Genomic DNA, 13,996 nt, shown 5'->3' with positions numbered 1-13,996 from the left:
CCGCGCCGTCGCGCCCCTATCCGGTGGCTCGCCTGCGGATGACGCTAGCGCTGGCTCCGCCCCGGAGCGCGCGTGAGCTTCGCCTACCTTGGCGCGTTGCTCGTCAGCATCGCCGGATTGGGACTCCTCGACGCGCGCTATCGCGTGGCGGTGTTCGCACAACCGCGGCGGGCCCTCGCAACCATCGGCGTCGCCGTAGTCGTGTTCCTCGCGTGGGACCTCGCAGGAGTAGGCCTGGGGATCTTCTTTCGGGGCGACGCCGAGTACATGACCGGCGTACAGCTGGCGCCGGAGGTTCCTCTCGAGGAAGTGTTCTTCCTGATCCTGCTGACGTACCAGACGCTGCTGTTGTGGCGCGCGCTTGAGCGGCGCCGCGAGCGCGCGGGGGGTGCGACATGACGTACGTCGTTCTTTCCGCCGCGGTGCTCGCCGTCATCGCCGTGGTCACGGCGCCGACGCTGCGTCGGCTGTCGCCCCGACCGCTGCTGATCACGGCGCTGGTGTTGATCGCCCTCACCGCGGTGTTCGACAACATCATTGTGGGATTGGACCTGGTGGCCTACGACGAGGCCAAGATTCTGGGGATCCGCGTGCCGATCGCACCGATCGAGGACTTCTCCTACACGCTGGGTGCCGTCATGCTGGTGCCCGCGCTGTGGACGTGGCTTGGCCGCCTGGGAGCTGGCTCCCGCGAGGGGGAGGGCGAATCGTGATCCTCAGCATCGTCCGTGCCTCGCGGCCCGTGAGCTGGATCAACACGGCGTTCCCGTTTGCGGCTGCCTACGTGATGGTCGAGGGCACTGTGGACGCGCGCCTGATCATCGGCACGGTGTTCTTTCTCATTCCCTACAACCTGCTCATGTACGGCGTCAACGACGTGTTCGACTACGAGTCCGACTTGCGCAACCCACGCAAGGGCGGCATCGAGGGCGATGTGGTGCGGGACCGCGAGGCCGCCAGGCGAGTTCACAGGGGCATCGTGTGGGCCTCGGCCATCACGGTGCTTCCTCCCCTCGCGTGGCTCCTCACCCAAGGCTCAGCGGCTTCATCGGCCACGCTGGTGGCCGTTGTGGCGGGGGTAGTGGCCTATTCCGTACCGGTACTGCGCTTCAAGGAGCGCCCGTTCCTCGACTCCCTCACCTCGGCTCTGCACTTCGCGGGGCCGCTGTTGTACGCGCTTGTGCTCACCGGCACGCACCTCACGGCGAGGGGCGTGTGGCCCATCTGGGTTGCGTTCGTTGCGTGGGGCATGGCGAGCCACGCGTTTGGAGCGGTCCAAGACGTGCGAGCAGACCGCGAGGGAGGCATCGCCTCGATCGGCACCGTCATGGGAGCCCGCGTGACCACGTGGTTCGCGCTTGTCATGTATGCGGCCGCGAGCGCGGTACTGCTGGTGCTCCCGTGGCCGGGGGTGCTCGCCGCAGCGCTGCCGCTCGCCTACGTCTCTTCGGTGGCACGGTTTCTGCGCATCACCGACGCCACGTGCGAGGACGCAAATCGGGGCTGGCGCACGTTCCTGTGGCTCAATCAGCCGGTGGGCTTTCTGGTGACGATGCTGCTGATCGTGAGCGCAAACGGCTGGCTCTAGCGACGCGCTACTTGCGCACCAGCGGAGACAGTCCCTCCGACCGTGCGGCGGGGTCGGGCATTCCGCACACCTCGAGCCAGTTGGCGAGCAGCCTGTGGCCGCCCTCCGTGAGGACTGACTCCGGGTGGAACTGCACTCCGTGCAGCGGAAGCTCGCGGTGTCGCAGCCCCATGATGATTCCGTTGGCGGTGGTGGCCGTCACCTCAAGCTCGAGGGGGACGCTTGGGTTCTCCACGGCAAGGGAGTGGTAGCGCGTCGCGGTGAACGGCGAGGGAAGTCCGCCTAGCACCGAGCCGCCCTCATGCGACACGAGCGACGTCTTGCCGTGCATGAGTTCTGGTGCATGGGAGACGACGCCGCCGAACACCTCTGCGAGCGCCTGGTGACCCAAGCACACGCCCAGCATGGGAACCCCGGTCGTGGCGCAGGCGCGAATGACGTCCATCGAAGCCCCAGCGTCGGCCGGGGTGCCTGGACCGGGCGACACGAGCACGCCGTCAAACGATGAGATCACCGCGAAGTCCACGGCGTCGTTGCGCACCACCACGGTCTCGGCGCCCATTTGGCGCAAGTAGCCCACGATCGTGTAGACGAACGAGTCATAGTTGTCGATCACGAGGATGCGGGTCATCAGTCATTCACCGTCTGCTCTTGAAAGGGAAGGAGCGCCGAGACTTCGGGGAACACCCATTCGAACAGCACCAGCACGACGATGGCAAGGGCCAGTACGGCGATGGTGGCCCGCGCCCAGACAGGCCCAGGCAGGTGCCTCCAGATCCACGCGTACATCAGGCGCCCTCGACAATCTCGCTCGGGTAGCCCTGACCGGTGGGCGCCCAATACTCCAGCTCGCCATACACGATGTAGCGCTGCGCGGCGGAGTACCTCGGGTGACACGTGGTGAGGGTGATCGACGCGGCCGTGGGTGCGACACCTGGCTCGCCAGGGGTGGGGGCGATGGCGGCCATGTAGGACGGTGCCACGATCTCGGAGTCGGTCACTCGGTACACGTACCAGGCGGATTCCGTCTGCACCACGAGAGCGTCGCCTTCCTGCAGTTGGTCGATGTCGGTGAAGGGCTTCCCGTATGTGGTGCGGTGACCCGCGACCGAGAAGTTGCCCACCGCGCCCGGCATCACGGTCTCGGAATAGTGGCCAATGCCGAGGGGGTCGAGCACTCGCGCACGGTTGGTGCCTTCCGAGATGGGCTTGACGTAGTCGTATCCCCACCGCGGGACGTGGAGCGCACCAAACGTGGTGGCCTCCGCCAGTTCGCCGAGCACAGGGGCGCCCTCAGGCGAGTAGACCTTGGCGTCCTCGGGAATCAGCTCGACAACCTCGGGAGTCTCGACACCGGTGTCCGTCGAGGCGTTGTCGGAGGCCTCCACTCTGGCGGTCTCTGGGAACTCAAGTTCGTCGAGGGCGGCGGACTGGATCCGGCCCGACTGGACGTCGGTGTAGAACAGTTGCCACACCACGAACAGGCCCAAGATCACGCCGGCCGTGATGAGAATCTCACCCACGACCACCATGCCGCGGTCGACGACCCGGCGCACGGGACGCTCGGGGCGCGCCTCGGGTGGCGTCCGGGAGCCGACGTCTGGGGGCAGGTGCACGGTCATAGGGCTTCAAGAGTACGGTAGGCCCGTTCTTCCGACCGCTCTCCCGTGACGACGCGATGATGGGTCACGTCTTCACGACCGGTACGCTGGGGCACAATTGGTCGCTCCGTGCGGCCGCGCCGCACCACATCGTCAGTGATCCAGGAGGGCATCGTGGCCGTCTCGAAGAAGCGCAACAAGTCCAACGCCTACAAGGTTCCGCGCAGCGCCACCAGGCCGCCGTCTGACAATCCCAAGTGGTTGGTGCCGGCATTCTCGACCCTGCTCCTGGTGGGCCTCACGTGGATCCTCGTGTACTACATCTCCCGCGGGCAGTACCCGTTCGAAATCGGCAACGTCAACATCTTCATCGGCTTTGCCATGCTGCTGGCCGCGATGGGTTTGCTCACGCGCTGGAAGTAGCTGGCGGCTCTCACTGAGTTACACCGCTGTAGTTCTCCCCAGAGATTTCCACAGGCGGGGGAAAACTACACCGCTGTCATTTCTCTAGCGCCTCACGCGGGTGAAGGGTGACTGACCCACGAGCCGTAGCATCACGCCCATCGTGAGCGTGCCAAGCAGCAGGCCACCGATGTGCCCCTCCCACGAGATGCCAGGTAAGAAGAAACCCACCGCTAGCCAGAGTCCGGCCGTCGTGGCCATGCTCTGCCACGGCAACTTGAGCTTGTAGAGCAGGATTCCATAGGCACCGAACATGCCGAACACGGCGCCAGAGGCGCCCACGTGCAGGGAGTTTGGTGTAGCGAGCACCTGAATGGCGGCGGAGCCGCCCACGAGCGAGACCCCGTACAGGATCCCGAACCTCAGACGGCCCATCACCTGCTCAAGTTGGCTACCAAACTGATAGAGCACATACATGTTGATGCCGATGTGCCACAGGCTGCCATGCACAAAGCCAGAGGTGAGCCATCGCCAGGGCTCTTGGTCGGTCAGCGCCGGCCACAGCCCGTACGTGGCATGCCAGCGGGACAGGCCAGCGCCCATGCCGTACACATAAAAGGCCACATTCGCGACGATGATGCCGATGGTGACGTAGGGACGGCCTAGGGCCCTGGGGAATCCGAGACCGGTGCGGGCGCCGCGCGCCGCCTGACTGGCGGCACGCGCACAATCCACACACAGCACGCCGACGGGCGCTGGCACCTGGCACTGCGGGCATGCGGGGCGCTCGCACCGCTGACACCGCACGTAACTCACCCTGTCGGGATGGCGGGGGCACACGGGCGGTGCCTGCTGTGGCGCCCCCTGCGTCGGTTCGCTCACCCGGGCGACTACTCCTCGATCGAGACGCCCGTGATCATCACGTCGTCCTCTGGGCGGTCGCCCAGGCCCACAGGGGTGGTAGCGATCTTGTCGACCACGGCCCTGGACTCGTCGTCAACGACCTTGCCGAAGATGGTGTGCGCTCCGGTCAAGTGCGGGGTCGGGCCCACGGTGATGAAGAACTGCGAGCCATTGGTGCCGCCCGGCTGTCCCGTCATGGGGTTGATGCGCTTGCCCGCATTTGCCATGGCGAGCAGGTAGGGCTCATTGAAGGCAAGCTCAGGGTGGATCTCGTCGTCGAACGTGTAGCCCGGTCCGCCAGTGCCGGTGCCCAAGGGGCAACCGCCCTGGATCATGAATCCGTTGATGACGCGGTGGAACACGAGCCCGTCGTAAAACGGCTCGGTGCTTGATTCACCCGTTGTGGGGTCGGTCCACTCCTTGGCCCCAGTGGCGAGGCCGGTGAAGTTGGCGACGGTGACGGGGGCGTGGTTGGGGAACAGTTCGATGCGAATGTCACCCGCAGTGGTCTGCAGCGTTGCGATCATCTGGCCATTGTGCCATGAGGTCCCGCGGGCATTTGGGCTGGTGCAGCGGTGTTCGCTGGTGGCGCAGGGATCAAACGAGCCTCGCACATCGTTCACCTAAGTGGCAGGATGGGAAGAAGCACCACGACCAAGGAGGCCGCAATGCAGAGACGTTGGGACGAAATCGACGTGGACAAATACCGTAAGCAAGCGTTCGAGGCGGCTGAGTCGGCGCGCGAGGCGGCAGAACACGCGGCCGACGCTGCGAGCAAGGCCGCACGAACGGCCAAGCAGTGGGCGGGTCCCCGTGCCGAGCGCGCCAAGGACTGGGCCGGACCCCGAGTGGGCGAAGCGAAGGAATGGGCAGCGCCGCGTGCCGAGAAGGCCAAGCGCGCAGCCGCACGCAAGGCGAGCCCTTACGTGCACAAGGCTGGCGACACGGCTGGACACTGGGTCGACGTGGCCCGTGGCGCAATCGTGGGCGCCGCCATTCCCGCAGTGGTCTCGGCGATCGACCATGCAGGCGAAGAGCAGGAAGACAAGCACGGTGGCGGGACGTGGGCCAAGGTCCTCATTCCCGTACTGGTCGCCGGCGCCGCTGGCGCCGCGCTCGTTGTTTGGGCTCGTCGTGACAGGGGCCGGGATGACTGGGCCGGAGACGACGACTGGGAGTTTTCCGGTGAAGACGGTGACTTCCAGGCGAAGTTGCGTCGTGACGTGAACCGCGCGGCCGACTCGGCCACCGCAGCCGCGAAGAAGGCCGCCAACGCCGTCGCTGCCGCAGCTGGCACCGTCGGCGAGAAGGCGGGCCCCGCATACGAAAAGGCACGCGAAGCCGCCGCGAGCGAAGCCAAGAAGCTCGCGGAGCAGGGCCAGCCCTACGTGGACAGGGCCAAGGAGCAGGCAACCCCGTACATCGACAAGGCGCGGGAGCAGGCAACCCCGTACGTCGACAAGGCGAAGGATGCTGCCCACAAGGCACGCGAGGCCGCCACCCCCGTGGTGGATCGTGCCAGGACCACCGCTGCGGCCGAAGCCCAGCGCGTGCGCGATGGCGTGATCACGGCCCGTTCACGTGCCGCATCCGGCCTGGCAGACACTCTCGACGATGCCGAGGACGTCTGGGAGGACGAGACGGGTAGCGACACTCCAGCCAAGAAGGCACCGGCTAAGCGCGCCACCTCCGCCAGCACGGCCAAGAAGGCTCCCGCCAAGCGAGCACCGGCCAAGAAGACCGACACCAAGTAGCACCACAACAAGCGCGGGGAGCGATCCGAGACGGATCGCTCCCCGCGCTTCGTCATGTGCGGAGGCTTGGTGGTTGCTCTCCGCCGCGCCTGACGTCCCCTTACGGAACCGTGTAGCCGGCGGCCCTGAACATCTCGTACCACTCGGCGCGCGTGAGTTCCACGCCGGAGCCCTTGGCGGCGGCGGCCACACGCTGAGGCGTGGTGGTGCCCAGCACCACTTGCCACTTGGCCGGGTGCCGCAGGATCCACGCGGTCGCGATCGCGATCGGTTCCACGCCGTACTGTGCCGCGAGGCGGTCGATCACGGCGTTGAGTTCTGCGTACTCGGGGTTGCCCAAGAACACGCCCGTGAAGAAGCCCGCCTGGAACGGCGACCAGGCCTGCAGCGCGATGTCGTGCAGGTGGCAGTAGTCCACGGTGCCGTTGTCGCGGCCGATGGACTGGTCAAGTGCCTGCATGTTGTTTGCCACGCCGTGCGCGATAGCGGGCGAGTGCGTCACCGACATCTGGATCTGGTTGGCCACGATCGGCACATTGAGGTGCTGGCGTAGCAGGTCCATCTGGCCGGGCGTCTGGTTGGAGACGCCAAAGTGACGCACCTTGCCTGACGCCTTGAGGTCGTCGAACGCGCGGGCGACCTCCGCCGGCTCCATGAGGGCGTCGGGGCGGTGCAGCAGCAGGATGTCGATGTAGTCGGTGCCGAGCGCCTCGAGAGAGCCTTCGACCTGACCGACGAGTCGCTCGTAGGAGAAGTCGAAGGACGGATTCTCCTTGACGATGCCGGCCTTGGTTTGGATGACCATCTGCTCGCGCTGCGAGGAGCTGAACTGCATCGCCTCGGCGAAACGGCGCTCGCAGCCGTGGTAGCCGTCGCCGTAGACGTCCGCGTGGTCCATGAAGGTGATACCGGCGTCGAGCGCCGTGCCCACCAACTCGCGCACCTCCTCGTCGGTCTTCTCTTGGATGCGCATGAGCCCGAGGATCACCTCGGGCACCACCATGTCGGTGCCGGGAAGGGTGAATGTCTTCATGCGCTCAGCCCTTCAGGACGGCGCTGAGCTGGGCGACCTCGTCGGCCGTGAGCTCGAGTTCTGGTGCTTGCGCCGAGTCGGTGATGGACGCCGGCTTGGAGGCGCCGGGGATCGGGATGACCACATCGGCGAGGGCGAGCTCCCACGCGAGGGTGACGCGCTGGGGGGAGACGCCATGGGCGTCGGCGATGTCTTGGAAGGCCTGGTGGTTCTGGCCGACGTCGCCGGCACGGGAGATGCCGCCGAGCGGGCTCCACGGTAGGAACGCGATGTTCATCTCGGCGCAGACCTCGAGTTCAGGGTAGCTGCTCACGAACGCGGGAGAGAACTGGTTCTGAACGCTCACCAGGCGGCCGCCCAGCAGGTCGTTGGCCTGGCGGATCTGCTCGGGGTTGGCGTTGGAGATGCCCGCCATCTCGATGACGCCCTCGTCCAGAAGTTCGACCACGGCGCCGATCGAGTCGGCGTACGGGACCTTGGGGTCAGGGCGGTGGAACTGGAACAGGCCGATGGCCTCGACGCCGAGGCGCTGCGCCGACGCCTTGGCGGCCAGCTTGACGTAGTCGGGGTCGCCGTTCTGGGTCCACGTGCCGTCGCCAGGGCGCAGGTGGCCAGCCTTGGTGGCGACAAGGATGCCGGACGTGTCGGAGCCGTACGAACTCAGGGCCTCGGCGATGAGCGACTCGTTGTGACCCACCTCGCCTGCCTTGAGGTGGTAGCTGTCGGCGGTATCAATGAAGGTCACGCCGGCGTCGAGCGCGGCGTGAATGGTAGCGATGGACTGCTCCCTGTCGGGGCGGCCTTCGATGGACATGGGCATTCCGCCCAGGCCGATGGCCGAGACGGAACGATTGCCGATAGTGCGCTCGCGCACGGTGACCTCCAGAGTTGGGATACGGGTTCCCTTTGAGCATAGAAAGAGGTAACTTAGAAGTCCAACGATTGTGACTGATGACTTCCAGAAACAGGAGTGCTCAATGGAGTTGCGGCAGATGGAGTACCTCGTGACGCTCGCCGACGAGCGCCACTTCACGCGCGCCGCCCAACTCATGGGGGTGTCACAATCAGGCCTCTCCGCAGGTATCCGCGGGCTGGAGCAGGAACTCGGAGCGTCGTTGTTCACCCGAACTACCCGCCGCGTCGAGCCCACCGACGCCGCGCTCGCCCTGCTACCCCACGCCCGCGCCCTGCTGGACCAGGCACGCGCCGCCCGCGACGCGGTCGTCCACGCGACCCACCAGGTCTCCGGCACCCTGCGCATCGGCACCGAGCAGTGCCTTGGCGTCATCGACGCGACCGCGCTCATCGACAGATTCCACCGCCGCCATCCGCAAGTCGAGATCCAGTTCAGGCAGGCGGGCTCGCACGACCTCATCGATTCGGTCCGCGCCGACGCCCTCGACGTCGCGTTTGTGGCGGCCGCCGCGCACCTTGGCACGCTGCCACACCACGCTCTCGGTCATGAGGACCTCGTGTTGGTGTGCCCGCCGGAGCACCCCCTTGCCGACGTCGCCGTCGCGTCGTGGGAGCAACTCGCCGTCGAGGATCACGTCGACTTTGACCCCACTTGGGGGGTACGGCCGCTGACCGATGCGGCCTTCGAGTCGCGCGGGCTGATGCGGCGCGTGCGCTTCCAGGTGAGTGACGTGCACACACTCCTTGACTTCGTGGATCGCGGGCTGGGCGTGGCGATCGTGCCGCGGCACGTGTCCAACAAGCCGCAGGCCTCGCGGCTGGCGACGGTGGCCATGCCGCACGACGCGCCCCGCTGGGAGGTGTCCGTGGTGCAGTCCCAGCGTGCGGGGGTGGATTCGGCCGCGCCGCACCTCTTGGAGTTGTTGGCCGACGCTCCTGCGTGCAGGGGAGCGGTGCCCGTTGGCGATGGGCGCGAAGAGGCGTCGATGGCCAGCGAGACCCTCCCGGCATGAGTCCGTCGACACACACGCGTGCTGTGCAGGCCCGTGAGGTTCACGTCACAAGGACCGCAGAACTCCTCCGGAGGCGAGTAGAGTCTGCGTCCGGGAATCACCCCACTTGGCGAGCTTCCCCGCGCGCGATGCGACGGGGGCGAGAGGACAACATGCGGGGCACTGCATGCGGAGCGAGCGGTCACCGATGACTCATTCACTGACCGCCCTTGTGCTGACCCCGAGCCTCGGCGGAGACTTCTTCGGGGATGTTCTTGCTGGCCTTGCGAGGGAGATCGTTGCTGCGGGCGGGCGCCTGGTGGTCGTGGAGACCCTCCGCGAGTCGGCGCCCCGTGACGAGGCCGGAGAGCCTGGCAGCTTCGCCACGCCAGTCGCTTGGTCACAAGTCGATGGCGTCATTTCGCTGACCACAGCCGCTGGCGCGCCGTATCTGCACCGGCTTCGCGCGGCAGGAAAGCCGGTGGTGCTGCTCTCGAGCACTCAGACGGGAGACTTCCAAGCGCCAGTCACTCGGCCGGACAACCACCGCGGAACCGTCGCCGCTGTCGATCACCTCATCGAGCATGGTCACAAGCACATCGGATTTGTCGGCAACCTCGCCCAACGGGACATCCGTCAACGCTTCGACGCCTACCAAGAGACGCTCGAGTCGCACGGCCTTGTCGCAGACCCCTCACTCATGTTCGCCACGCCGGAGAACGGCGAGACGGGCGGAGCCGTCGCAGCCCGCGCCCTTCTCGATGCCCCGGATCGCCCCACCGCCGTGATGGTAGGCACCGACCGCAATGCGATCGGCCTCACGCGCGCACTGACGGAGGCCGGGTTGACCATCCCACGTGACCTCGCCATCGTCGCGTTCGACAACATCGCCGCCGGAGCGTTTGCCACGCCCACGCTCTCGACCGTCGACCCACGCTTCGACGAGGTGGGAGCGCTCGCCGCCCGCCTCCTCGTGGCCGGCATCCGGGGCGAGGCGGCACCGAACACCACCGTCACGCCAGAATCGGCCGCTCTTACCCTGCGGGAGTCATGTGGGTGCGAAGCTGAGACACCGCATGACCCATACGAGGACGACAGCAAAGGTCGCCGGGCGCCTTCGGCCCTCTTGCGCGAGCGGCTCCAGTACGCGCTCGACAGGGAATTGCGCACCGGCGACGAGGCGGTCGACAGTCAGTACCGTGACGCGGCCACCGCGACCGTTCGCGATGCCGTAGACCTGCTCGAGCTGGGCGACCAAGCGACGCCCGCACAGATCCACGCCCTCGCCACTTCGCTGCGGGACCTCACCTCCCGGCCGGACACGGTGCGTCGCTTCACGGACGCGATGATTGAGTACACGCAGCAGGCGGGGCCGCAGATCGGCTCGACCGCGGACGGGGCGTCCGCCGTGCCGGCTCTGCTCGCGGCCGCGCTGTGGAAGGCGCAGGCCAGCGCGTTCCTGCACCACGCCGAGATCACCAACGCCGCGGTAGTCGAGCAGTTCACGGTGGACGCCGGGCTCGTTGCCACGAGCGGCTCCGACCCGAGAGACCTGCACTGGCTGACGGGAACCAGTGTCAAGGCGGGGGCTCTCGCATTGTGGGACGATGGCCCGGCCTCAGGGCTACTCACGATTGTCGGCGAGTATGGCGACGCTGGCGCTCCGTTGGACCTCGTCGGCACGAACCTGCCGACCGAGGAGTTCCCCCCGAAGGCCCTCATCTCCATGGCGTCAGGATCGGACCGCGAGGTGTGCCTGGTGGTGCCGGTCAGCACACCGGAGCAAGACTGGGGTCTGCTCGCCGTGATCGTGACCATCGACCCCACCACCGAGCGCGAGACCTACCAACACTGGGCCGCTCTGCTGTGCGCCGCACTCGAGTCTCAGCGTCGCCAAGAAGAGATTCGCAGGAGCGCGCTGTTCGACTCCCTCACGGGGTTGCCCAACCGCCTGCTGTTCGTCCAACAGTTGGAGCAGGCGCTCGCGCGCTGGAGGCGCACCGAGGTCCCGTTCTCCGTGCTGTTCCTCGACCTCGACGACTTCAAGCTCATCAACGATTCGCTGGGGCACCAGATGGGTGACCGTGTGCTCAAGACGGTCGCGGCCGAGATCTCCCGCGAACTGCGCGCGATGGACATGGCGGCGCGGTTCGGCGGTGACGAGTTTGTGATCCTGCTAGCCGACACCGAGCCGTCGAGCGCGATGGCGGCGGCGAGGCGGGTGCAGAAGGCCCTCTCACAAGTGCGCCTATTTGACGGACACGAGATCGCCACGCGCGCGAGCATCGGAGTGGCTTCCAGCGCGGTGGAGTACACCTCAGCCGAAGAGGTTCTGCGCGACGCCGACGCTGCGATGTACCGGGCCAAGGCGGCGGAGCCGGGGACGGTGGCGTTCTTCGATGCGCCGATGCACGCGAGCGCCCAGCGCAGGGCGGAACTCGCCAGGGAAGTGCTGCATGGGCTGCAAGTCAACCAGTTCGAGGTGCACTATCAGCCCATCGTCAACCTCGACACGGGGCGCACGGACCGCTTCGAGGCGTTGGTACGTTGGCGCCACCCCGAGCGAGGGTTGATTGAACCTACCGAGTTTCTTTCCGACATCGAAGAGACTTCACTCATCGTCCAACTGGGCCACTGGGTGCTGGACGAGGTCTGCCAACGTCTGGCCGAGTGGGGTCCGCAGGTCACCAACGTCAGCATCAACATCTCGGACAAGGAGTTCTGGAGCCAGGATCTGTTGACTCACGTGCTCACGACCCTGAGGCGTCACGAGCTCCCGCCAGAGATGCTGACGATCGAGATCACCGAAGGTGTGCTGATGCGCCGCCCAGAGATGGCCCTGCGCATCATGGACAAGCTGCATGAGGCGGGGCTGCGGCTTCATATCGACGACTTCGGGACCGGCTACTCCTCGCTCGAGACGCTACACCGCTTCCCGGTCGAGGCGTTCAAGATCGACAGGTCATTCATTCAGTCGCTGACCGCGGGCGGCAACAGCGCCGAATTGATCTCTTCTCTGGTGCAACTGGGCAAGGCCCTGGGGCTTGCCGTGCTCGCAGAGGGCGTCGAGACCGAGGAGCAGCTGGTCTTCCTGCAGAGCCTGGGTTGCGCGACCGGCCAGGGCTTCCTGTTCATGCCTGCCGTGGCAGGAGATCGTGTCGCGGATCTGCTGGGCCGCGACCTGCACGACAAGGGCGCCGGGCTTAGCCCCTGAGCGATCGGCCCCGGTTGGGTCCGAACGTGCGCGAGCCCCAGGCCGTGTGGCCCGGGGCTCGCGTTACACCGAGTGTCCTTAGGCCACCGGTGGCCCAGAAGAGTCGTCCGTGGTCGTCCTTGTGGTCCGTGTGCCCGGCTCTGCCTGGTAGCCACCTTGCGTCTCGGTGACCGTGCGACGGCGCCTCGGCGCGAACACGAGGAGCGTGAGGAGCAGGCCCACTACGCCGGCGATCATCAAGATGATGCCGACGACGTCGATGTCCAATCCGGCCAACGTCGCGTCGACCGCGAAGGTGAGGATGGCTCCTACTGCAAAGAGGAAAATGCTGAAACCGATGCCCATGATGTTCCTTTCATTGGGGAGAGAGTCTCCCTCGGGTACTCATTGAGTGACGCGAAATCTTCTGGGCCCAAGAGGACCTTGGGCGGAGCTACGCGCCTACCAGTAGTGTCGGCGGCCCCCCACTCCGCGGCCCGCGCGGCCAAGGAGCATCAAGATGAGCCCGACGACAATGAGAATGATGCCGATGGTCTGCAACAGGGGGACGGGGGCGATGAGCCCGATGACGAACAGGACGATTCCAAGAAGGATCATAGTGGCTCCATTCCGTGATGGGGGTCGCGGCCACTACGACGGCTGGGGGGTTGCGCGACATAGTAGGACTACGCTGTAGATTCCATTAGAACCCGGGTACCGACGGTTGTCAACACGTAGCGCTACAACGTCGGTATACGCTGTATTCATCACCTGCTCACCATCGCCAATGTCGAAGCCGGAGGATCCGCACATGACACCCCGCACAGCTCGAGGCAATGTCAAGGCCTCGAACACCGGTCGTGAAGAGGTGTTGCGCGCGGCGCTGGAGATCATCGATGAGGTCGGCATCGATGGGCTGTCGATGCGGAGGCTCGGCCGCGCAATCGGCCGCGACCCGATGTCGCTGTATCGCCACGCCGCGACCAAGGCGGAACTTCTCGATGGGGTTGCGGAGTTGGTGCTCGCGGACCTTTCGGTCGTGACCACCGACGACGACTGGCCGGGACAACTTCGCGCCTTCGCCCGCGAGTTTCGCGCCGTCGCACTCTCTCACCCGAACGTCATTCCGCTGCTCGTCACCCGGCCGTTGGCTACCCCCATCGCCTTGCGGCCGTTGGGGAGTTTGCGGCCGCTCGAGGCGATCCTCGAACTGCTCATCAACGCGGGCTTCTCCACGGTCGACGCCCTACACGTCTATCGGTCGTTCTACGGCTTCATCCAGGGCCATGTGCTGAACGAGTCGCAGGAACTCGTCGACAACCCGGAGGAGACGGACGACCTCCTCCGCCTTGGCCTACATCGCCTTCCGCTACGCGAGTTCCCCCGGCTACGTAGCCTCGCGCCCGTGCTCACCGCCTATGACGGTGCGGCAGAGATGGAGCGCGGCCTTGACATGTTGCTGACCGGCCTCAAGGCCCAGTTACGTCCTCACGTTCCGCCGCAGGAACTGAAGCTGTGAGTCACCGGCGTGCGAGGTGTGCGGCGCTGCCTCACAGGAAAATGGTGGAGCCTAGGGGAATCGAACCCCTGACCTCCTGCTTGCAAAGCAGGCGCT

Annotated in this window: 17 protein-coding genes; 8 read left to right on the top strand and 9 right to left on the bottom strand. The window is 66.2% G+C overall.

Annotated features, from left to right (window positions below; genetic code table 11):
* Positions 1-72: 72 nt before the first annotated feature.
* From QZZ33_RS08020 to QZZ33_RS08010, 3 genes are read left to right on the top strand one after another with little or no spacing between them, the layout of a single operon-like run.
* Complete coding sequence (locus QZZ33_RS08020; protein WP_291379254.1) at positions 73-399, top strand: lycopene cyclase domain-containing protein; 327 nt, start codon at positions 73-75, stop codon at positions 397-399.
* Complete coding sequence (locus QZZ33_RS08015; RefSeq protein ID WP_291379253.1) at positions 396-713, top strand: lycopene cyclase domain-containing protein; 318 nt, start codon at positions 396-398, stop codon at positions 711-713. The genes QZZ33_RS08020 and QZZ33_RS08015 overlap by 4 nt, the downstream gene beginning before the upstream one ends.
* A complete protein-coding gene (locus tag QZZ33_RS08010; RefSeq protein ID WP_366475850.1) occupies positions 710-1,588 on the top strand; it encodes a prenyltransferase in 879 nt (292 codons plus the stop codon). Before QZZ33_RS08015 ends, QZZ33_RS08010 begins: the two co-directional genes overlap by 4 nt.
* Positions 1,589-1,595: 7 nt before the next feature.
* On the opposite strand, the gene QZZ33_RS08005 is transcribed toward QZZ33_RS08010, so the two are convergent.
* From QZZ33_RS08005 to QZZ33_RS07995, 3 genes are read right to left on the bottom strand one after another with little or no spacing between them, the layout of a single operon-like run.
* Entirely contained in the window at positions 1,596-2,219 is a 624-nt protein-coding gene (locus tag QZZ33_RS08005) for an aminodeoxychorismate/anthranilate synthase component II (protein ID WP_291379252.1), read from the bottom strand.
* Positions 2,219-2,377, bottom strand: a complete 159-nt coding sequence (locus QZZ33_RS08000; protein ID WP_291379251.1) for a hypothetical protein — start codon at positions 2,375-2,377, stop codon at positions 2,219-2,221. The genes QZZ33_RS08005 and QZZ33_RS08000 overlap by 1 nt, the downstream gene beginning before the upstream one ends.
* Complete coding sequence (locus QZZ33_RS07995; RefSeq protein ID WP_291379250.1) at positions 2,377-3,210, bottom strand: class E sortase; 834 nt, start codon at positions 3,208-3,210, stop codon at positions 2,377-2,379. Before QZZ33_RS07995 ends, QZZ33_RS08000 begins: the two co-directional genes overlap by 1 nt.
* A gap of 108 nt (positions 3,211-3,318) precedes the next feature.
* Between QZZ33_RS07995 and QZZ33_RS07990 the strand changes: the two genes are divergently transcribed.
* A complete protein-coding gene (locus QZZ33_RS07990; RefSeq protein WP_291379249.1) occupies positions 3,319-3,612 on the top strand; it encodes a cell division protein CrgA in 294 nt (97 codons plus the stop codon).
* A gap of 84 nt (positions 3,613-3,696) precedes the next feature.
* Here QZZ33_RS07990 and QZZ33_RS07985 read toward each other — a convergent pair whose 3' ends face one another.
* Both QZZ33_RS07985 and QZZ33_RS07980 read right to left on the bottom strand, forming a co-directional pair.
* Entirely contained in the window at positions 3,697-4,473 is a 777-nt protein-coding gene (locus tag QZZ33_RS07985; protein WP_291379248.1) for a rhomboid family intramembrane serine protease, read from the bottom strand.
* Between the two features lie 8 nt (positions 4,474-4,481).
* The gene (locus tag QZZ33_RS07980) at positions 4,482-5,021 is read right to left on the bottom strand and encodes a peptidylprolyl isomerase (RefSeq protein ID WP_291379247.1); all 540 of its coding nucleotides are present in this window, start codon (positions 5,019-5,021) and stop codon (positions 4,482-4,484) included.
* A 141-nt stretch (positions 5,022-5,162) separates the two neighbouring features.
* Between QZZ33_RS07980 and QZZ33_RS07975 the strand changes: the two genes are divergently transcribed.
* Positions 5,163-6,248: a hypothetical protein gene (locus QZZ33_RS07975; RefSeq protein WP_291379246.1), complete on the top strand. Its 1,086-nt coding sequence runs from the start codon at positions 5,163-5,165 to the stop codon at positions 6,246-6,248.
* 100 nt (positions 6,249-6,348) lie between these two features.
* Here the strand turns inward: QZZ33_RS07975 and QZZ33_RS07970 are convergent, their stop codons facing one another.
* Together QZZ33_RS07970 and QZZ33_RS07965 are read right to left on the bottom strand one after the other, a co-directional pair.
* The gene (locus tag QZZ33_RS07970) at positions 6,349-7,281 is read right to left on the bottom strand and encodes an aldo/keto reductase (RefSeq protein WP_291379245.1); all 933 of its coding nucleotides are present in this window, start codon (positions 7,279-7,281) and stop codon (positions 6,349-6,351) included.
* A gap of 4 nt (positions 7,282-7,285) precedes the next feature.
* Positions 7,286-8,155, bottom strand: a complete 870-nt coding sequence (locus QZZ33_RS07965) for an aldo/keto reductase (RefSeq protein WP_291379244.1) — start codon at positions 8,153-8,155, stop codon at positions 7,286-7,288.
* Between the two features lie 103 nt (positions 8,156-8,258).
* On the opposite strand from QZZ33_RS07965, the gene QZZ33_RS07960 reads away from it, so the two are divergent.
* Positions 8,259-9,209 carry a LysR family transcriptional regulator gene (locus QZZ33_RS07960; protein WP_291379243.1) on the top strand — a complete coding sequence of 317 codons (951 nt, stop codon included), beginning with the start codon at positions 8,259-8,261 and terminating at the stop codon, positions 9,207-9,209.
* A gap of 187 nt (positions 9,210-9,396) precedes the next feature.
* Positions 9,397-12,402, top strand: a complete 3,006-nt coding sequence (locus QZZ33_RS07955; RefSeq protein WP_291379242.1) for an EAL domain-containing protein — start codon at positions 9,397-9,399, stop codon at positions 12,400-12,402.
* A gap of 78 nt (positions 12,403-12,480) precedes the next feature.
* Here the strand turns inward: QZZ33_RS07955 and QZZ33_RS07950 are convergent, their stop codons facing one another.
* Positions 12,481-12,747, bottom strand: a complete 267-nt coding sequence (locus tag QZZ33_RS07950; RefSeq protein ID WP_291379241.1) for a DUF6458 family protein — start codon at positions 12,745-12,747, stop codon at positions 12,481-12,483.
* 96 nt (positions 12,748-12,843) lie between these two features.
* Positions 12,844-12,999, bottom strand: coding sequence for a DUF6131 family protein (locus tag QZZ33_RS07945; protein WP_291379240.1), 156 nt, complete (start codon positions 12,997-12,999; stop codon positions 12,844-12,846).
* Positions 13,000-13,192: 193 nt separating this feature from the next.
* On the opposite strand from QZZ33_RS07945, the gene QZZ33_RS07940 reads away from it, so the two are divergent.
* On the top strand, positions 13,193-13,900 hold the full coding sequence (locus QZZ33_RS07940) for a TetR/AcrR family transcriptional regulator C-terminal domain-containing protein (protein ID WP_291379239.1): 708 nt from the start codon (positions 13,193-13,195) through the stop codon (positions 13,898-13,900).
* Positions 13,901-13,996 lie beyond the last annotated feature (96 nt).

Origin of the sequence: Demequina sp. (assembly GCF_016278775.1) — a bacterium.
In the GTDB taxonomy this organism is placed as follows: Bacteria; Actinomycetota; Actinomycetes; order Actinomycetales; family Demequinaceae; genus Demequina.
Note: the sequence above shows the minus strand (reverse complement) of the source record. Positions and strands in the feature narration are given on the sequence as shown.